Raw genomic sequence first — 17,307 nt, 5'->3', positions numbered from 1 at the left:
GATCGGCTCATGGCACCGCGATCCCGGCGCAGCAGATCGTTTTTTCGAAAAGCATGAACTGGGCATTGTCCCTGCCCGGTGCGTGTTTGGCGCTGGTCCACAGGGAGCCTGGCCGCCCGACATTGACGCACTGGCCGCCCTTGACGGGTTCCATGAGCTGGAGCTTGTAGCGGCTCTTGGTCCAGATCGGCTGGGGGATGAAGGAGCAGCCGTCGGCGGAACTGATGGTGAGCGAGCCCAGACGCCCCATCATGAAGATGCCGCGTGCGGCAAGGCCGGCCCAGGCCTCGACGCTGTCGTCGAAATGGATGTCGCCGGCAATCGGATAGGTCGCGCCCCAGGACCCCATGCACCAGAACAGGGGATCGACGACCTTGCCTGCGGCCGCGGCCGCGCTGTCGCTCATGCAGGCAAGGCCCGCCGCAGGGTTGCCGAAAAGGATGGCTTCGGGCTGGATGATCGCGCTCAGCGTTGCCGATTGCCATGTCGCGAGCACCTCGGTGATCAGCGCGACATCGAAACCGTCATCCTGAAAACAGGGAAGGTCGGTGAACATGTCGAGCATCTTCCAGACCGGCGAGATGTAATAATGCATCTGGGCAAACATCTTGCGCGTGTTGGTGCCGTCGGCGATGGAGGACTGGCTGCCCTGCAGCCTGCCATGGGTGGAGAGGATATCGGCGCCGAGCGCCATCATGCAGCCCGGCTCTGTCACCACATCGACCATCCGGTTGGGCGACCAGAAGCTGACCTTGACGCCAAACCAGAACGTCACGCCCTTGCGGCAGGCGCACAAAGGTTTCGAGGCCGATTGCGCATCGAGCGCTTTGCCGAGCGGATCATGCGGGCCGATCTTCACCCCGCCGATGGTGATCGGGAAGATGCAGGACCAGCGCACTTTGGTGATCGGATTGAAGATCGTGCCTGCCTCGCATTTGGAGGCATGGGCGGGCGATGCCATGGCAAGCGTCAGGCAGGTGGCGGCAAGGGCGAGCGCTTTGGGCAGGAAAAGGCCTTTCATCGGGAGGCCCTCCGTGTGGCCTTTGCAGCGTCCACTTCGGTCAGCACCAGCTTCTGCCCGGATTGCGCGACGATTACCGGGGCAACGGTCAACCCAAGCCGGGTCTTGATGCGTTCCTCAAGCAGGAAGATCGGGCGTTTCAGCCGCTCGCCGGCCTTAATCGGATCGGTATTGCCTGGAGCTCCGGCCGCGATCAGGATGAAGTCGGTCGGGCCCGCATTGCGCATGGCCCAATCAAGCTGCGCCGGATGGACGATCACCAGTTGCTGCGGGAGAGTGACATAGGCGAGCGGGTTGAAAGTGGTGCCTTTGGCGTAGAGCAGTCGCCCATCAGGCAGATGAATGTCAGAATCGAGCGTGTAAAAGGGAACCACGCTGCGCTGACGGTCGATCCGCGCCTTTCCCAAAGACGCAGGTTTCATGGCCGACCAGCCCGACCGGGGGCCAAAAGCGGCTTTCATATCGGGGATATGGGCGCTTCGGCCTTCGATCTCGCTCAGCGCATCCGGCTCGGCGATGGGCCAGGTGCGTCCGATGGTGGATGTATCGGCGCGGACGGCCGTCGGCGCCATCAGGGCGGCGAGCAGCATCGCCAGCGCCGACACCTCGCGACGAACATCACGGGGCAAAGGTCTCTTAGCGCGCATGAGGACGCCTCCACCAGCGCTTGTCGCCTCCCGGTTTCTCACCGGCAATGGCGGCGACCAAAGCGGCAAGCGCAAGCAGACCGGTCACCGCGACCAGCATTCGGAACAGGCCGGGGACAGCGGGCAGATGCCAGGCCATCAGCGATTGCATCAGCAGCAAGCCCTGGCTGCCCACGATCAGCCGGATCGGTCTTGGCGCCGGCGTTGAAGAAAAGATGCCGTTCATGGCTTTCGACCCTCAGCAGGTCGCGCGGCGGGCCATGGCATGCGAAGATAGAAATTCAGGGCCATCTGGCTGAAGACCGGTGCCATATAGACCAGACCAACCCAGAGTGCGCAGGCGATAAAGAAGCCGCCAAACCAGATGGCCGGTAAGATCAACGGCGCGATGCCGCAGCAGGTCTGCACAATCGTGCCGACAAGCGGGATGTGTTCGGCGTCACGGAGCATCTTTGCGATGAGGCCATCGGCCACTTCGAGATCACGGTCCAACCGATCGTTCTCGTCTCGCAGGAACCCGACGAGCCGGACAAGATAGTCCTGCGTGCCTTCACCGGGGTGACGGCAGCATCTGCCGATGAGGGCAAGATCATCGATCAGCGCGGGCGTTACGGTTTTGGTGGTGCGGGTCATTGCGACCTCCACTGACGAAAGCGGGAAGCTGCGATGCCGCAGGCCGCCGAAACCCCGATCAGCAAGAGGCCGCTGGCAAAGCAGGCCGCCGCAACGATGGTCCCGGCGCGCAGAACCTCGAGCACGGGGCGGCCAAGCACCAGGCCTCCGGCGATGACAAAGGCCCCCATGATGGAAGTCTCGATGATCATCAGGCGCAGGCGCGATTGGAAGGCCTGGCTCTGCGCGCGCTCGGCTACCCGTTGCTCGATCATCGCCTCGATATGCGGGTTCTCACGCCAGTCGAGCTTCAACGGATCGGTATGGTCAACGTGACGGCGTGTCATGCGAACCTCCCACGGGATGAGATGGCCCAAACACGTCCTGCGGATCGACGCCTGCCAGTTCGCACACGGCTTCGAGCGGGCTGCGTCCGGCGCGGACCAAAGTCTCGAAGGCGGCGACCTCATTGGGGGCGGAGGTGTTGATCCAATAGCTGAAGGGGTCGACGACCAGCCGCGCGATGCCAAGTCCCAGCGGGCTGTCGATGAAGACCTCGGAATAATGAGGTTTGGCGTTGCGGACCGATTTCAGGAGATCGAGGACGAAGCCCGAATAGTCGAGGATCTTGTTGTCGACCGCCTTGTCATAGGTCGAGCCCTGCAGCAGGAATTTGGTCGCGGCATTTTCGAGGATCACCTGTCCGGTGCCGCCAAAGAGCGTCAGATCGTTCATGCTCTGCAGCACGATGCCGAAGCTGCCCTGATATTTGCGGGCGCGGCGATAACCTTGCCCGAAAGCCTCGGCGAGCCGTGAAAGATCCTGGCCGTCGCTGCGGGTCATGAACTGGGCGGCCTCGTCGCACAGCACGAAACGGGGCTTGTCACGGGCCGAAAGGTACAGCTCCTGAGTGACCGCGTTCACCACCACCATCACGATCACGTTGAAAAGATCGGGCAGGGCTTTGAGGCGCTCGAGTTCGAGCACGACGAACTCGTCGCGGGAAATGTCGAAGGTCGAAGGGCCGTTGAAGAAATGGCCATAGGCGCCATCCGACCCGAAATCGCGGAGATTGAAGGCCAGTTCGCGCGCCACCGGCACGAGGTGCTCAACGCGGTCGAGGTCGGAACTGGTGTTTTCAGGATAGCGCCCCAGCCATGCCCGCACCGCGTCGATCCCATCCTCGCCGCGCCCGCCATCGACGCTCCATTGTACGGCCGATTTGAGCAGGTTCCATTGCGAGGTGGTAACCGGCTTGCGGGTCGAGGCATTGGCCATTTCGGCAACAATGGCGACGGCCATGGCAATCGCGGACTGTTTGTCCTCGCCATCAAGCGCCAGTCCCATGTCGAAGGGGTTGAGGACCAGTCTTTCCTCGCCGATGTCGATATAGCGGCCCGAGCAAAGCGTGCAGAGCTTGCGGTAGGATCCGCCGATATCGATGATGCGGATGAGGGCGCCTTGGGCATAATATTGCTGGCACAGGTTGTTGAGCAGGAAGCTCTTGCCCGCGCCGGATTCGGCCGAGACGATGAAATTGTAATTGTTGATGCGCGGATCGAAGAGGTCGAGCGTGACGAGCTGGCCCTTGCGCCCGACATAGAGCAAGGCAGGGCGCCCGCCCCCGCGAAAATCGGTCTGGACCGGCGCCATCAGCGCGGCTGCTTTGACCGGCATGCGAAAATCGCGTTCCAGCAGCTTGAGCGTGCGTTTTTCCGGGTAAAGCCCGAAGGGCAGGCTGGCGGCGAGCAGGACGGGGAGGAGATAGCTCTCTTCCTGCACCATGAAGGGCAGGGGTTCTGATTCCCACAGGCGTTTGGCGCGGGCGGCCATCTCGCGAGCCTGCGCGCTGTCGCGACCGAACACCCACATGGTCGGGATCACCGAGGCGAAGCGGCTGTTTGAGGCCTCGTCGAGGATCCAGCCGATCTCTTCAATCTGCTTGCCGACTTCCACGGCAAAGCTGCCGGCGGCCTTTTGCGCGGAGAGAATTTGCGCGCGCTTGTGAATTTCAAACTGGGAATGATCGAACAGGACGCTCAGGCAATAGAGGAAGGGGCCGCCGATCTGATCGCTGTCCTCGGCGCTCCCGCGCATCCCGCCCATCAGCCGATTGGCGCGCTCGGCCGTGATCCGCCGTGCGGGCGCTTTGGGGGTGAGGCAGCGCGCGACCTGATTGCCGAGAAAGACTTCGGGTCCCTCGAAACAAAGATCGGGCCCAGCCTCAATGATCTGGCGCGCAATGGGCGGGGCAGGCATGCCGCCGATGCTGTCTCCCAGAAACACGCCCGGAGCGGGAGCAAAGACGCCGTTAAAGATGCGCCGATAGAAGCTCACCAGTTCTTCGGGTGCGAGACGCCGGATCCCCATTTTGGCGAGTTGCTCTTCAACCTGACGGCGCAGATCCGCGCCTAGCTTCACCCTCGTCTTGATCGCGAGGAACAGGCGAAAATCGCGGACAGGAATGCCATGGAGCGCATCAAGCCCGCTTGTCCCGGCGCGCAGATAATCGGCCATCCGCCGCGCGGAGGCCTGCACCAACGGATCGGGCCGGAATTTGAGGTCGAGATAGGCATCGAGCGCCGGGTCGATCAGCGGATCGGCGAAGGTGATGAGCTGGAGGACGGTGCCTTCCGGGAAATAGACATTGAGCAGACCCTGCAGCGCCTGACTGACATGGGCGAACATATAGGCGGAAGGAACCAGTTCCCATGCCTGCCCCCAGCCATCGTCGATGCAAAGGAAGGCTTCCTCTTCCTCGACCCAGGCGACCATCGGCAGGAAATCGGAATAAGCGTCGCGCTCGACGGCGGCGCGCAGGCGGCGGACGGTCAGGCCCGGACGGTTTACCGCGCTCACGGGCGGGGCTCCGCCAAAAGGGCAGGTGCCACCTTGTCATCCTGCCCCGCCTCTGCGGGCATGGCATCCTTGTCCCGCGTCGAGCGCAAGACGGGAGGTGTCGGCGCGTGTCCGGCAGGTTCGACCAGATAATCTCCAACCACCCAGGCGGGCCGGTCGATGATCGAATAGACATAGCGCGCCATATAGAGCCGGTCGGGCCGCTGCCGGTCGGCATAGGGCAGAATGAGCGTCCGCAAAGTGCGCGAGGGTTTCAGCATCGGGGTGGCATTTCCGGTTGCCGGCACGCCCATGTCACGGGCTGAGGGTTTTGCCGCAGGGTTTACTGCGATTTGCGCTGGGCCCCTGGCTTTGCCTGACGGCTTCAGCGCCTTGTCCGGGATCTGCCCTTTGGCCGGGGCGGCGACGGGCGCAGCAGTCTCCTCAGGTGCAAGGAGCTTGCGGTCATTGGTCACCGCCGGATCGGATTTGGACGGGCGACCGGCAACGGCATCGGCCCAGGCCTTCTCGGGGTGAATGCATTGGCCGTGGTCGCTGTTCTTGCAGGAGAACTTCTCGCTATAGGGCGACATCATCGAGCCTACTGCGGCGCAGCCCGAAAGCGCGAAGAGCGGCAGGCCCAGCAGGAACTGGCGGCAGGGCTGCATGAGGGGATGAGGCTGGATCATCATGCTGTCTCCGGTTGAGGCGCGCATCAGAACTTCACTCCCGCGCCGGGTTTGATTTCGAGGGTGACGCCTTCCTGGATCACGACGACAACGTCCTTGGCGGCCCCGACTTCGACGATGGGGCTGGCCTGGCGCGCGAGGTCGAGATAGAAATCGGTCAGTTTTTCCGAGGATTTAGAGAGGCCTCCGGCAATGCCGGTTTTCGCTGCGTCTGCGGCATCAAGCGTTCGCACGCTGCCGAGCGCCGAGGTCGAGGTGCTGCCAAAAGTGCCTTCGACCGATTGCGAGATGCCGCTGACCGTTCCGGCGATGAAGGCGCGCGCAAGCGTCGCGCCGGCCCGTGTCACCACCTTGCCCGACAGACCCTTCTTGCCATCGGCATCGACGAAGAAGCCTTTGACCGGTTGATCGACGACCGAATGTTCATCGAAATCGACGCAGGAAATCGAGACGAGCTGGATCTCGACCCGCTCCTTGGCCAGACTTCCGGTCGCGTTGCCGATGACAAAGCAGCCGGCAAGATTGGCCTTCACTTCATTGGGCAGCACGGCGGGCGCCTGAACCCGGGCGATGATCGGTTCGGGGTTGCTGGTCGCGTCCCGACTGGCGAGAGCGTCGATCCCCGTCAGCAGCCGCGCCTTCATGAAACCAGGCGGCAAATAGATCGTCCGATTCTTTTTTTTGGCAAGGGACGCGGCATCACCGGCGGCTTGCGGGACAAGCTGGCTGGTTGCCGAACCGATCGCGCCCACGGTCTTTTCGACCGGCGGAGCGGGCGGGGCGGGCGGTGCCATCGCACCGGTGGGCGGCGTGGGCAGCTTTTCGGCAGCGCTGCCGATATCGCCTGTCAGCGGCGGCGAGGGCAGATGCGGCGCGCTGCCGGGCAGGGCAGGGGGCAGGTCGCCATCGCCGGCCGAGCTTGCTCCGCCTGCGGATCTGGCGCCCGGTGTCACTTTGCCCTCTTCGATCGCGCTGATGCGATCGCCGAGCAATTGCTGGCCATCGAGCACCTTCTTGAGGTCACCCCGCAGCTTTTCCTCAAGACTGTCGCCGCGCAGTCCCGCGCCCATGTTGAGCGAGGTGGATTTAGCGACCGGCTTGGCCTCTTCCTTGTGACCGGTCGCGGTATAGAGCCCGAGGCCCAGCACTCCGACGCCCACAGCAACGGCGAGTTGCCGGACGCGCAGCTTCTGGCGTGCGGAGAGGCTTTCCCAACGGGTCTTCCAGTCCCTCGGCGAACGGGGAGCGGCATCGCTCCCGGCCATGTCCTGCACTGCCTGCCTTGCGAGATGCGCCTGATAGGTCGAGCGCCGCTCGCTTTCCTGGCCCGTGTCAGGATCGACCTCGCCGCTCATTGCGCGGCTTCCCTGCGAATGACGATCAGTCGGGCGCTCTCACCTGGCCCAAGGCGGGGCCGATCAAAAGTGACCGCGAAAATGTGCTGACCCAAAGTTGGATCGATAAAGGCGCGTTCCTCCAGCGTGATGGGCGCGGAGGCGCGGACCCAATATTCCGAAGCGGAAAGGCCCGATCCTTCGATCGCAAGCCGACGGTGTTCCGCGATTGCGACCGCCGGAACCCCGGAGAGCCGGATTGCCGCATCGGAGGGCGCGACCTCGGAGAAGGATGCAGGAATGCGGTTGCCCAGGATCGCCATGGTGATCGACACCGCGCGATCCTCGTCGGCCAGCGGGGCGAGCAGATCGCTGTTGGCTTTGGCGCGCTGGCGCGCTCCCGCTGCCAGCACCACTGTCTGGGCCGGAATGTCGACGGGCTCGGCATAGAGCGGATAGGTCGCTCCGTTGCAGGTGATGAAAAATTCGGAAGGCTGCGTCACATAACTGCGCGTCACCTGTCCGGCATCGTCGATCTGCTTCACCAGAAACTTGATCCAGGCATCCGAGCCGCCCTTCTCGACCGCCAGCCCCTTTTCCTGCGAGAATTTGACGTCCTCGATATCGCCGCCCTCGCAGATGACATGGTTGATGTCGTGGTTCGAGAGGCGGATGCGGCTGGTCTGCTCGGGAAGCGCGCGGATGGTCTGGGCGCCCGCCGGCATGGCCATCAGCAAGGCTATCGCTGCCAGGAGCGCGCGCGGCGGCGTGCCGGGCTTAATGGGTTTCGGCATCGAACTGCTCCTCGGAAAGGCGCGTCAGCCAGAAGCGACCGTTCTCGATCGCGTAGCCAATGTGCAGATTGCCCCGGAATTTGCGGATCACGCCGCCGATCACGCGCACCTTCTCGACCGGCACGGTGATCATGCTGGAGGTCCAGATGACGGGCTGGTCGTTGCGGATATAGGTGGCGATCGAGAGCGTCGGATTGTCGGCCAGATCGTCGAGCACGCCGTTCAAACTGTCGCGCATCGCATTGTAAGCCGATGGGTGCGCGAGGCTGAGCAGCTCCTGAAACTGCCGGTCTGCCGAATAGGCCGAATAGGTGCCCGCAAGCCCGACGATGTTGCGCGTCATCGCGACCAGATAGGCCTGCGAAGGCTTGTTGCCCGAGACGTAGAGATCGCCGGTCGCGCCGAAGGGCACCACCACGGTCCGCGCATTCTGGTTGGTGGTGTAGATCACCATGCCGAGCACCGCGGTCACGCCGAACATCCCGGCGATGGCCGCTTTGAGCAGACGGTTCTCCTCAAACAGATTGGCGGAACCTTGCAGGTAGCGGTGGATCCCGAAGCTGGCCGGTTTGCCAAGCAGCGGGTCGGTGCCGGCCTCTTTGCGTTGGAACAGTCCCATGGCGCCTACTCGAAGAAGCGGGTCTGGGTCGGACCCGGATAGTGAGGGAAGGAGACAAGGCCCCAGCGCCACGCCAGATGAGCGAGAAACCCGCGCGGCTTGCTGCGCTTCCAGGGAATGAAAAGGAGAAGGGCCAGGATGAGCATCCATCCGAGCATTCCGCCCACGATCGCCGCCACGAACACGCTCGAGGTGGCCAGCATGAACTCGTCCGATCCGAACCACAGGATCTGAACCGGTCGATGGAGATATTGCGGAAGGCGCTCGTCCATGGCCCTTCTCCTCCTGCTTCATGACACCTGCGAAGGTGTCGGTTTCCAGGAACCGACCATCGGTCCCCAGCTCGTTGGCGGCAGCGCTGCGCTGATCGGGTCACCCCGAACGCAGGCGCGCCGCATGGGTCAGACGACCATCCCGAAGGTCTGGAGAATGCTGTCGGCCTTGATCAGGCAGACGGCGGCAACAATGGTCGGGATGCCGATCATGATGTTCGAGAACAGGCGGCTGACCCCGAACAGGAAGGCGGCGACGCCGCCCACAAAGCCAAGCGGACCCTTCACGCCCTTGTTCACGACGATGTCGTAAATGTCGTAGCCGAGATCGCCCTGAGCCGGTGCCTGGAAGGCATGGGCGGGGCCGGCGATCAGGGCCATCACGGCAAAAGGGAGGCCGAAATTGGCCAGTGCAAGCGCGCGCGAACCAAATTTGCGCATCATGGTACTACTCCTTGGAAATGGAGCCGCCCGCGATATGCCTGCCGGCATCGATGACAGATCGGTGTCGGCCGGGGCGTCGGTGGACGGCTCCGGGAGCCCGTCGCCGCCGGCATCCTGGTTCATCCGCCCGTGCCGCGCGGCACAGGGCAGGACGCCCGCCAGAAAGAGTTTGTGCGCCCGCCCGCAGCCCTGACGCTGCACGCGATCAGCGCGCCGCATCGGAAGCGGCCTTGAGCGCAGGTTTGGCATGCCGGTCGAGAAAGGTTTCGAGTTCGGCCTGCTGAAATCCCGAGATGAGCTTGCCATCAACGATCAGGGTCGGCGTGCCCGAGATGCCGACACGAGCGACCAGCTCGGCATCCTGCGCCACTCTGGCATGCCCGGCCTCGCATTGCCGCAGGATCAGCGGTGTCTGCCCCGAATAGGCAGCGCGGAAAGCGGCCTCCTTATCTGGCGAGCAAAGGATATGCTCGGCTTTGGCAGCCGCGGTGGGATGGATGCCGCTCACAAAGAAGACGAGGCGGCGCACCGGTTTGCCCTCGGCGGCTTTGGTGTTCCAGAAGCGCTCTAGCGCCTGACAATAGGGGCAGTCCGGATCGGTGAACTCGATCACCGTCGGCGTGCCTTCAGGACCGATCGCCAGAGCTTTGGCGGGGTCAATAGCTTTGAGGCGGCGGCTAGCGCCCTGTTCCTGCGCCAGCGCCGTCAGATTGACCCCGTTCTTGTCATAGACCGAGGCGAAGAGCAGATGCTCGCTTTGCGGCGCGTAATAGATGATCCTGCCACCGGCATTGGCCTGATAGATGGGGCCATTGACCGGCGATGGCCCGAAATCTTCAAACTTGAGGTTTGTGAAGGTCTGATGGAGCTGCTGCTGGGCAGCTTGCGCTGCCAAAGCCAGCGCCTTTTCGTTGTCGACCTTGCCGGCATGCGTGTCTTGCGCCCGGGCCTCAAACAAAGGCATAGTGCCGATTGCGAAAGCGACGAGCAGGCTCACGCGACGGACGCGCGTTTTTGACATGAGCGAAACCTCCATTGTGGTCCCTGAAGGGACTGCCGGGGTCGAAGCGGGTTGAGCTGGATCTGCCGATCGTTTGGGCTGACCGCTCAGGTGTGTCGTTTCGACATGGATCTGAGTGCCGACATCGGCCCCCGCCCCGCAAGAGAGGGGGCAATGGAGTTCCGGTTTGAGGAAATCCATTGCCGGTTATCGGCAATCCATTTCCGAAAACCGGAAATACACTTCCGGTTTCGTCCTTTGTTCTTTTGCAGGATTTTGCGTGGCGGCACAGAATCGCCCTGTGCCGACGAGCGCTGTCTTCGAAAGGCAGGGGCGCGTCGTCAGTTGGAGAGTGGAAATTGGCAAACCCGCGATCGCGAGCCTACAAGCTGCAATTGTCGCAAAGCGGCATTCACTTATTCCTGCGCTGCCATGGCCGACTATGCGGCACAGTCGGGGATTTCCTGCCTTATGGCAGCACGCTGTTTGTCGCCGCTTCCTTGCTGCGTCTGTGCCCGGAGCAGGATCTGCCCGGGGAATTGCTCGCCCCGGATATCGAGGCCTATGGGGGCCGCCTGGTGCGTTATGTCGGGACGTCGCCCACCCTGTCCGGCCTGGTCCAGGAGATTGCACGGCGCCTTGAGGAAAGCGGGCTTGTTCATCCCGCGCCCCAGACCTGGAAGATCTTCCTCGCCGCCCTCAACCATATGGAAACTGCTTCCGATCAGGAGCTTCTTCGCACCTTTTGCGCCGTAGCCGGTGAGATCGGTCGTCCTCCCGGACGCATGGGCAATCCATAGGTACGCGCGTACGACCATTTTGCTGGCGTGACGAAAAATGCTCCCGTTTACGGGAGCTTCTCCTCATTGACGGCCGGATTTTAATGCAACACTCTTCACCCATAGGGCAATGCGCTTGGGCCTTTGAGACGCTGCCAGGGGGACCTGCAGATGACGCTTCAAAGTCCGCAAGCGACTGATGTTGAAATATTCGCCTTGATCAAGGAGCTTTCCGGCAAGCTCATCGAACGCCGCCGCCGTCGCGAGCATGTCTCGCAGCAGTCTCTGGCAAAACGTGTCGGGCGCAGCGAAAGATGGCTGCGCGAAATCGAGGGCGGTGTCGCCACATCGAAGTTTGAAGACCATGTCCGCTGTGCTCACGCTCTGCGGATGACGACCCCGCATCTGTTCATTCCTCTCATGGCAATGGAGCACAAGATGGCCGTTCCGCGTGAACTCCTGATGCAGGACGATCTATGGGATCTCGAGCGCGAGATGCTCGAGGCGGTTGCTCGCCATCAGGCCTCAGCTCTGGTGCGGCTGTCGAGCCGCCCCGCGCAGCCCGGCAAGCGTGACCGCTAAGGACCGGGGCGGATTTGTGATGTCACCACGACCTGTAGCGGCGGAGCGAGCTTACGGCCTTTTGAAGGCTGATGTTCTGTCCGGCCGGTTTGCTCCCGGATCTGGCGTGATCGAACGCATGATGGCCGATGAGTACGGTGTATCGGTTTCGCCTTTCCGTGATGCGGCGCAGCGTCTGGTTGGCGAGGCCTTTCTCGAGATCGGCACCGGTGGTGGTTACCGGGTTCCCTCGATGACAATTGATATACTGCGCGACCTCTATCACTGGCACAGCCACCTCGTTCGCCTTGTGCTCAAGATGCAGAAGCCGCTTGCAGCAGGGGCCAATTCTGCAATCGAGATGGTCTCGGTCGATAATGACCATCTCCCCACCGTTGCAACGAATTGCTTTCGTTCGCTGGCGAACACTGCGCCGAATCGGGAATATGCCCGGGCATTAAGGCAGGCGACAGACAGGCTTCATATTGCCCGGCTCCATGAGGGCGCCGTGCTTACAAATCTGGAAGATGAGTTGCAGATGGTTGAGATCGCGACCGTCTCGGGTTCCGGTCTGGACCGCTATGAGGTCCTCTGGGCCTATCATCGACGCAGAATCCGGCGGGTCGCTCGGATTGCGCAGCTGATCAATTCAGCAAAAAACTGATGGAATTCAAAATGCCATCTTCTGATCTGCTGAATGCCGGACGGCCCGCAACTGCCCGATAGGCGCTTACGCGGGACCTAATAAACTCGTCGCCGCCAGGCCCTCCACCTTACCCTGATCCGGCTGCAATGGTGCAGCGTTGAATGAAGGAGATGGCAATGGAACGCGAACATCTGAGTGATGAACTCATCGTTCTCGGTGCAGTCACCGAGGAAACGAAGGGCATTTCCAATGTGCCCCAGCTCGACAACCAGGGCAATTTCGGCGGCGGGGGTCTCACCGACGACTGAGCCTTCCGGCGGCGCGTCATCTTCGGCGCGTCGCCACTTTTGATGGGCGGCAATTCCTTTGGCGTCTGATCGAAATCCTGGTGGGAGAGGATGGATGGGCTTGTCCCTTGGCGAGAAATGGTCGTTCTGCGTGCCCGAGGACCAGGTCATCCTCATGGATATCGCGAGCAACGCCTATGTGATGTTGCCGCCCTCGCTGGCCTCTTCCTTTGACCGGTTGCGCAAGCAGGAACCTCTCGATGGCCGCGATATGCCGGGAATGGCGAAGCTGCTCCAGGCGGGCATCATCGCCCAGCAGGAGCAGCAAGGCGCGATCCTCCCTTGCTCGCTTCCGGTCGAACCAACCTGCGGATTTGGCGAGCGGGATCTGCCCGGCTGGTCGGCCCGCGATCTGCTTCAGGCAATCCTTGCTCTGGGCAGGGCCCGTTATACGCTGCGCCAGCATGATCTTGCAGGAATATTGGCTCAAATCCGGGACCGGAAGCAGAGTTTCGGCGGCGCGGAGGTTGCAAGCGCATATCGCCGCGCGCGAGCCATTGCTGCGGCCTTTTACCGGCTCAATGCCCTGGTCACCCGCTACGACCAGTGCCTGCTGCGATCGCTGGCCATGACGCGCTGCCTGCTTGCCCATAGGGTGCCGGCCAATCTGATCTTTGGGGTAGCGACAAGGCCCTTTCGCGCCCATTGCTGGGTGCAGCATGGTGATCTTGTGCTCAATGACACACTTGAGGGGATTGGAAATTACACACCAATTCTGGTGGTCTGATGCGCGCCGACTATCTTGTCGCATGGAGCTTTGCTGCCGGCCGCAGCCATGATGACCTCAACCGGCTTGCTGAAGACCTCGGGCTGGTTCTTGTTCATCAGGGACGCCAATTATCCCTCTTCGCCAATCCCGGGCAATTGTTTCAGTGTGATCCCGACAGCGACCTTCTGGTCATCGGGCGATTGTTCAAGGGAACCAATCCCGTCCAAATCATCGATCGCTTCAGTGCCGGGGAGTGGCAACGCCTATCGTCCACTCGGGGCGAAGCCCTGATCGAGGATTTCTGGGGAGCCTATGTCGGGTTCGTTCCAGGCGGCGAGGGGGGCAGCCTGCAGGCGATCCGCGATCCCTCCGGGCAATGCCCGTGCTTCTATCGGCTTGAGCAGGATCGCATTCTCTTCAGTTCGCGCGCTGATATTCTTGAGGCCGCTTCGGGGCATAAGGCAGACATAGATTGGGAAGCCCTTGCCGCTCACATCGTCTGGCCGATGGTCCGCGCGCAGGAAACACCTGTTCGCCATATCCATGAAGTCCTGCCCGGGATGCGGGTCACTGCCCATCGCGGAAACGTATCGAGCAGCCTCGCCAGGTCGCCGTGGAAATTCACGCGTCAGGCACGCTCGCTGCCGGTGCGGGAAGAGGCGGTTGCCACGCTTCGCCGTCGCATCATTGCCTGCACCGATGCCTGGGCGTCGCAAGCCCGGCACACACTTCTCGCTGTTTCGGGTGGTCTCGACAGTTCGATCGTTGCGGCAGCGCTCGCGGCTTCAGGCAGGAGTTTCACCTGCCTCACGCTTTATACCGGGCAGGCGGCGGGCGATGAACGTCCCTATGCCCGGCAGTTGGCCCGGCACCTCGGCGTCGAATTAAAGGAGGAACCCGAACGCGTTGACTTCGTCGATCTTGCGCGCAGCGAAGCCAGACATCTGCCGCGTCCGATATCCCGCGCCTTTGCCCAATCGGGGGACCGCGCGCATCAGGAACTGGCGACAAGGCTCGGCGCCGACCAGTTCATGACGGGCGGGGGCGGTGATAATGTGTTCTGTTTCCTCCATTCGGTAGCCCCGCTCGCTGATCGCCTGATCGTGCCCGGCTCACGCCTTGGCAGTCCGCAAACCCTGATGGATGTCGCGCGATTGAATGAGGTCAGCGTCTTTTCCGCGCTATCGGGCGCGCGTTCCAAGATCCGGCAGGTTGGCCAACCGCACCGCTGGCCCATGCGCATAGGCTTCCTGTCCCGCGATCTCGTGCGGAGCCTCGCAGGGCCACCGTCCCACCCTTGGCTGTCGCCGCCGGGGGATGAAGTGCCCGGAAAGATCATGCATGCGGCCTGGCTGGCCGGGATCCAAAATCATCTCGAAGGGTTTGGCCGCGAGTGGCTGCATCCCTTGCGTGCGCCGCTGATGGCGCAGCCGGTGGTCGAACACTGCCTTACTATTCCATCCTGGATGTGGTGCAGCGGCGGTCAGGACCGGGTCCTTGCGCGGGAAGCCTTTGCGGACCTTCTGCCGCCCGCGATCGTGACGCGGCGATCCAAAGGCACCCCGACCGGCTTTGCGATGCAGCTTTTCGAGGTCAACCTGCCAGCGATCAGGGCATTGCTGCTCGAGGGCATGCTGGCAGGACAGGGCATTGTTGATCGCTACGCCCTCGAGGCCTTTCTTGCGCGGCCTGATCCGCGCGATGTCGTGGCTTACATGGAAATCATGGCGCTTGTGGACGTCGAGGCATGGCTCAGAGCTTGGGCCATGCCATCGCCGCATATAACGCGCCGCGATCATGTGCCGTGAGGCTTGGGTACGGGTAGTTCGCTCTTTAGCTCCCTCCAATGCGCGATATCGGCGGCGCTTACTGCATTGTCCGACGTGTGATCGAGCAGCCAGAAGTCGAACCAGTCGATCGAGCGGCGCATCCGCGACAATTGATGGGCCGGCTCGCGGGTTATCAGGTGGCCTTCGTTTGGGTAAATATACAGGTCCGTCGCGCCGCCCGCATGCTGGATCGCCGAGAACAGTTGCAGGGCCGAGAGATATTCGTTTTCCGGGGTCTGGATCAGGAGCGAGCCTTTGATCCTTTCGGCGTTGAGGGCCGGAGAGATCGCCTTCCACCTTCCATCCTTGTCATCGAGCGGGTGGGGCACGTTCAGAACGTCGAGCAGCCCGGTGTTCCAGCCGTGGCGGGCCGGATCGATGAACATCATCGTGGCAGGGTCGATGGTGATGCCGGTGCCGATCACGACTGTCTTGAACAGGTCGGTGTGGCTGAGCGCATAAGCGCCGACCATGCTGGTAAAGCTGTGTCCGGCGAGCCCGACGCGCGTGGGATCGATGAGCTTCTCAGCGGCAAGCTGGTCGATGATGGCCTTGTATCCGGCGATGGCGGCGAGATGCGGGGCAAGGGTCTGCAGCTTGCCGTCGGGCGTGGCGGTCATCCCGACGGAATTGTTGTGATTGACGCACAGAGCAGCCATCCCGCGCTGCGCCAGCATTTGCTCGGGAGCCAGCGAGGTAAATCCTCCGCGAAGCAGCCCTCGGCAACGATAGCTGGTGATGACCAGCGGCACCGGCCCATTTTGATGGCGCGGGGTCACAAGAAAACCGGTAAAATTGTCCCCGCCTGCGCTGCGCCAGGTGACAAAGCGTGCGGGATTGAACTGGCGCTGCCGCAGGGCAGGATTGGGATCGAACAGGGTGACGGTCTCGCCTGTCGTCGTATCGATACGGACAAGACGGGGCGGTGAGGTGGGGCCTGCATGGACGCAAAACAGATAGGCGCCTTGTGCCGAGCAAGGCCTGTTGCTGTAGGTCGATCCGCCATCGAGCGAGCCGTCGGCAGCGCGAATGACCCGCGTGGCCCCGCTCTCAGGCTTCCAGCCATACAGCGCCGTCCAGGTGGAGTAATCGGCCTCATGCGCGATGACGAGTTCGCGTTCAGTCGGGTTCCAGCTCACGCTGCGCAGGGCTGCCGCATGGGTGAAACAGAAAGTTTCGGCGCATGCGCGCTCGCTGCCGTCGGGCAATTGGGCAACGACCTGATAGGTCGGCTCCAGCAGGAATTTTCCGGGCGGAGCGGTCTGGACCAGACGGGCCGTCAGCTTACCCGAATCGATCGAGATTGTGCGGTCAGCATCGCCTTTGCCCGCCCCCGACAGGACAGGATTGGATTGCGTGCCGGTTGGAGCCGCCATCAATGACGCGGGCTTGAAAGTACCCCGCAACGGCACCAGTTTTTGCCGTAATTCCCCGGAAAAGGCCTCCCGCGCGCTATTGCCCTGGCCAACGTAGCGCATGGTCGACCACCGATGGCCGATGAGGAAATTGCCGGTGAGGCGGCTTCCTTCCAGCGATACGGACCGGTCAATGTGAAGGCCGTCCCGGTGTTCCTGTGCTGCGGCCTGATCGATAGATTGCCGTGATGCGCGCACGCCGATTTCGGCCTGACGCCTACCTGGCAAGATCCTGAATGACTCAATGTCGGCGCTGTCCGATAGTGCTACCTCGTCCCCTCCTTTGGGCGCGATCCGGTTGATCGTGATCCTATTGCCCCGCAGCGTCTGGACATAGAGGGAGTTGCCGTCTTCCGCCCATTGCGCCTGACCATCGAGGATCGTGTCAAACATCGGTTGCCGCAGGGGCAGGCTCGGACGTCCAAGCGGGACCGCTGCCATGTGGCTTCCACGCAGTTCGACCCAGAACCACTGGACGGTGACGCTGTTGCTTTTGAGGGACGGGGTAATCACCCGGAAGGCCGCCAATCGACCATCAGGCGAGATGGTCACGCTGTCGAGGGTGCGCGTTCCCACCAGATCCTGCAAGGTGACCGGCGCGGCAGTGGCCGCGTCACTTTTTCCGACTGCCGGCATGGAGCCCGTCGTCCACAAAAGGGCTATGGGCATAAAAGCGATTTTGTGCATTTTAAAAATCCAGATAGCGAGCATAGGCGGCTGCCGCCCAGCGGTACGGCAGCGCGACGGGTGG

Annotated in this window: 20 protein-coding genes; 6 read left to right on the top strand and 14 right to left on the bottom strand. The window is 62.4% G+C overall.

Going from position 1 to position 17,307, the window contains the following annotated elements:
- Positions 1–7 precede the first annotated feature (7 nt).
- The 13 genes from PQ457_RS19085 to PQ457_RS19025 form a co-directional block, all read right to left on the bottom strand.
- Positions 8–1,021, bottom strand: a complete 1,014-nt coding sequence (locus PQ457_RS19085) for a TraU family protein (protein ID WP_273619403.1) — start codon at positions 1,019–1,021, stop codon at positions 8–10.
- The gene (locus tag PQ457_RS19080) at positions 1,018–1,668 is read right to left on the bottom strand and encodes a conjugal transfer protein TraW (protein ID WP_420540992.1); all 651 of its coding nucleotides are present in this window, start codon (positions 1,666–1,668) and stop codon (positions 1,018–1,020) included. The genes PQ457_RS19085 and PQ457_RS19080 overlap by 4 nt, the downstream gene beginning before the upstream one ends.
- Positions 1,658–1,894: a hypothetical protein gene (locus PQ457_RS19075; RefSeq protein WP_273619402.1), complete on the bottom strand. Its 237-nt coding sequence runs from the start codon at positions 1,892–1,894 to the stop codon at positions 1,658–1,660. The genes PQ457_RS19080 and PQ457_RS19075 overlap by 11 nt, the downstream gene beginning before the upstream one ends.
- Entirely contained in the window at positions 1,891–2,301 is a 411-nt protein-coding gene (locus PQ457_RS19070; RefSeq protein WP_273619401.1) for a hypothetical protein, read from the bottom strand. The genes PQ457_RS19075 and PQ457_RS19070 overlap by 4 nt, the downstream gene beginning before the upstream one ends.
- A complete protein-coding gene (locus tag PQ457_RS19065) occupies positions 2,298–2,627 on the bottom strand; it encodes a hypothetical protein (protein ID WP_273619400.1) in 330 nt (109 codons plus the stop codon). Before PQ457_RS19065 ends, PQ457_RS19070 begins: the two co-directional genes overlap by 4 nt.
- Positions 2,608–5,139, bottom strand: coding sequence for a TraC family protein (locus tag PQ457_RS19060; protein ID WP_273619399.1), 2,532 nt, complete (start codon positions 5,137–5,139; stop codon positions 2,608–2,610). The genes PQ457_RS19065 and PQ457_RS19060 overlap by 20 nt, the downstream gene beginning before the upstream one ends.
- The gene (locus PQ457_RS19055; protein WP_420541016.1) at positions 5,136–5,807 is read right to left on the bottom strand and encodes a TraV family lipoprotein; all 672 of its coding nucleotides are present in this window, start codon (positions 5,805–5,807) and stop codon (positions 5,136–5,138) included. The genes PQ457_RS19060 and PQ457_RS19055 overlap by 4 nt, the downstream gene beginning before the upstream one ends.
- Before the next feature lie 26 nt (positions 5,808–5,833).
- Positions 5,834–7,162 (bottom strand): TraB/VirB10 family protein, encoded by a 1,329-nt coding sequence (locus PQ457_RS19050; RefSeq protein WP_273619397.1) that lies wholly within the window; start codon positions 7,160–7,162, stop codon positions 5,834–5,836.
- Complete coding sequence (locus tag PQ457_RS19045) at positions 7,159–7,935, bottom strand: type-F conjugative transfer system secretin TraK (RefSeq protein WP_273619396.1); 777 nt, start codon at positions 7,933–7,935, stop codon at positions 7,159–7,161. The genes PQ457_RS19050 and PQ457_RS19045 overlap by 4 nt, the downstream gene beginning before the upstream one ends.
- Positions 7,919–8,554: a TraE/TraK family type IV conjugative transfer system protein gene (locus PQ457_RS19040; RefSeq protein WP_273619395.1), complete on the bottom strand. Its 636-nt coding sequence runs from the start codon at positions 8,552–8,554 to the stop codon at positions 7,919–7,921. The genes PQ457_RS19045 and PQ457_RS19040 overlap by 17 nt, the downstream gene beginning before the upstream one ends.
- Positions 8,555–8,559: 5 nt before the next feature.
- Positions 8,560–8,826, bottom strand: a complete 267-nt coding sequence (locus PQ457_RS19035) for a type IV conjugative transfer system protein TraL (protein ID WP_168605486.1) — start codon at positions 8,824–8,826, stop codon at positions 8,560–8,562.
- 129 nt (positions 8,827–8,955) lie between these two features.
- Positions 8,956–9,270 carry a hypothetical protein gene (locus PQ457_RS19030; protein WP_172342899.1) on the bottom strand — a complete coding sequence of 105 codons (315 nt, stop codon included), beginning with the start codon at positions 9,268–9,270 and terminating at the stop codon, positions 8,956–8,958.
- A 205-nt stretch (positions 9,271–9,475) separates the two neighbouring features.
- Positions 9,476–10,306 (bottom strand): DsbC family protein, encoded by an 831-nt coding sequence (locus PQ457_RS19025; protein ID WP_273619394.1) that lies wholly within the window; start codon positions 10,304–10,306, stop codon positions 9,476–9,478.
- Positions 10,307–10,470: 164 nt separating this feature from the next.
- Here PQ457_RS19025 and PQ457_RS19020 point away from each other — a divergent pair, with 164 nt between their 5' ends.
- From PQ457_RS19020 to PQ457_RS18995, 6 genes are all read left to right on the top strand, one after another.
- Positions 10,471–11,070 carry a hypothetical protein gene (locus PQ457_RS19020; protein WP_273619393.1) on the top strand — a complete coding sequence of 200 codons (600 nt, stop codon included), beginning with the start codon at positions 10,471–10,473 and terminating at the stop codon, positions 11,068–11,070.
- Between the two features lie 150 nt (positions 11,071–11,220).
- Positions 11,221–11,631, top strand: a complete 411-nt coding sequence (locus tag PQ457_RS19015) for a helix-turn-helix domain-containing protein (protein WP_273619392.1) — start codon at positions 11,221–11,223, stop codon at positions 11,629–11,631.
- A 19-nt stretch (positions 11,632–11,650) separates the two neighbouring features.
- Positions 11,651–12,274, top strand: coding sequence for a GntR family transcriptional regulator (locus PQ457_RS19010; RefSeq protein WP_273619391.1), 624 nt, complete (start codon positions 11,651–11,653; stop codon positions 12,272–12,274).
- A gap of 158 nt (positions 12,275–12,432) precedes the next feature.
- The gene (locus PQ457_RS19005; RefSeq protein ID WP_273619390.1) at positions 12,433–12,564 is read left to right on the top strand and encodes a benenodin family lasso peptide; all 132 of its coding nucleotides are present in this window, start codon (positions 12,433–12,435) and stop codon (positions 12,562–12,564) included.
- A gap of 94 nt (positions 12,565–12,658) precedes the next feature.
- Positions 12,659–13,330, top strand: coding sequence for a lasso peptide biosynthesis B2 protein (locus PQ457_RS19000; protein WP_273619389.1), 672 nt, complete (start codon positions 12,659–12,661; stop codon positions 13,328–13,330).
- The gene (locus PQ457_RS18995; protein ID WP_273619388.1) at positions 13,330–15,120 is read left to right on the top strand and encodes an asparagine synthase-related protein; all 1,791 of its coding nucleotides are present in this window, start codon (positions 13,330–13,332) and stop codon (positions 15,118–15,120) included. The genes PQ457_RS19000 and PQ457_RS18995 overlap by 1 nt, the downstream gene beginning before the upstream one ends.
- On the opposite strand, the gene PQ457_RS18990 is transcribed toward PQ457_RS18995, so the two are convergent.
- Positions 15,108–17,267: a prolyl oligopeptidase family serine peptidase gene (locus tag PQ457_RS18990; RefSeq protein ID WP_273619387.1), complete on the bottom strand. Its 2,160-nt coding sequence runs from the start codon at positions 17,265–17,267 to the stop codon at positions 15,108–15,110. The two genes, PQ457_RS18995 and PQ457_RS18990, sit on opposite strands and share 13 nt — an antisense overlap.
- Between the last annotated feature and the right edge of the window lie 40 nt (positions 17,268–17,307).

This window comes from Novosphingobium humi, from assembly GCF_028607105.1.
In the GTDB taxonomy this organism is placed as follows: Bacteria; Pseudomonadota; Alphaproteobacteria; order Sphingomonadales; family Sphingomonadaceae; genus Novosphingobium; species Novosphingobium humi.
The sequence above is the reverse complement of the archived record's forward strand: the minus strand, read 5'-3'. Positions and strand labels throughout refer to the sequence as shown.

What these genes read in the sequence shown, in the direction of transcription:
- PQ457_RS19065 (WP_273619400.1), bottom strand. Translation starts at nt 2,627, where the DNA reads ATGACACGCCGTCACGTTGACCATACCGATCCGTTGAAGCTCGACTGG.
- PQ457_RS19015 (WP_273619392.1), top strand. Translation starts at nt 11,221, where the DNA reads ATGACGCTTCAAAGTCCGCAAGCGACTGATGTTGAAATATTCGCCTTG.
- PQ457_RS19000 (WP_273619389.1), top strand. Translation starts at nt 12,659, where the DNA reads ATGGGCTTGTCCCTTGGCGAGAAATGGTCGTTCTGCGTGCCCGAGGAC.
- PQ457_RS19010 (WP_273619391.1), top strand. Translation starts at nt 11,651, where the DNA reads ATGTCACCACGACCTGTAGCGGCGGAGCGAGCTTACGGCCTTTTGAAG.
- PQ457_RS19070 (WP_273619401.1), bottom strand. Translation starts at nt 2,301, where the DNA reads ATGACCCGCACCACCAAAACCGTAACGCCCGCGCTGATCGATGATCTT.
- PQ457_RS18995 (WP_273619388.1), top strand. Translation starts at nt 13,330, where the DNA reads ATGCGCGCCGACTATCTTGTCGCATGGAGCTTTGCTGCCGGCCGCAGC.
- PQ457_RS19045 (WP_273619396.1), bottom strand. Translation starts at nt 7,935, where the DNA reads ATGCCGAAACCCATTAAGCCCGGCACGCCGCCGCGCGCGCTCCTGGCA.
- PQ457_RS19005 (WP_273619390.1), top strand. Translation starts at nt 12,433, where the DNA reads ATGGAACGCGAACATCTGAGTGATGAACTCATCGTTCTCGGTGCAGTC.
- PQ457_RS19085 (WP_273619403.1), bottom strand. Translation starts at nt 1,021, where the DNA reads ATGAAAGGCCTTTTCCTGCCCAAAGCGCTCGCCCTTGCCGCCACCTGC.
- PQ457_RS19030 (WP_172342899.1), bottom strand. Translation starts at nt 9,270, where the DNA reads ATGATGCGCAAATTTGGTTCGCGCGCGCTTGCACTGGCCAATTTCGGC.
- PQ457_RS19055 (WP_420541016.1), bottom strand. Translation starts at nt 5,807, where the DNA reads ATGATCCAGCCTCATCCCCTCATGCAGCCCTGCCGCCAGTTCCTGCTG.
- PQ457_RS19040 (WP_273619395.1), bottom strand. Translation starts at nt 8,554, where the DNA reads ATGGGACTGTTCCAACGCAAAGAGGCCGGCACCGACCCGCTGCTTGGC.
- PQ457_RS19050 (WP_273619397.1), bottom strand. Translation starts at nt 7,162, where the DNA reads ATGAGCGGCGAGGTCGATCCTGACACGGGCCAGGAAAGCGAGCGGCGC.
- PQ457_RS19025 (WP_273619394.1), bottom strand. Translation starts at nt 10,306, where the DNA reads ATGGAGGTTTCGCTCATGTCAAAAACGCGCGTCCGTCGCGTGAGCCTG.
- PQ457_RS19075 (WP_273619402.1), bottom strand. Translation starts at nt 1,894, where the DNA reads ATGAACGGCATCTTTTCTTCAACGCCGGCGCCAAGACCGATCCGGCTG.
- PQ457_RS18990 (WP_273619387.1), bottom strand. Translation starts at nt 17,267, where the DNA reads ATGCTCGCTATCTGGATTTTTAAAATGCACAAAATCGCTTTTATGCCC.
- PQ457_RS19035 (WP_168605486.1), bottom strand. Translation starts at nt 8,826, where the DNA reads ATGGACGAGCGCCTTCCGCAATATCTCCATCGACCGGTTCAGATCCTG.
- PQ457_RS19080 (WP_420540992.1), bottom strand. Translation starts at nt 1,668, where the DNA reads ATGCGCGCTAAGAGACCTTTGCCCCGTGATGTTCGTCGCGAGGTGTCG.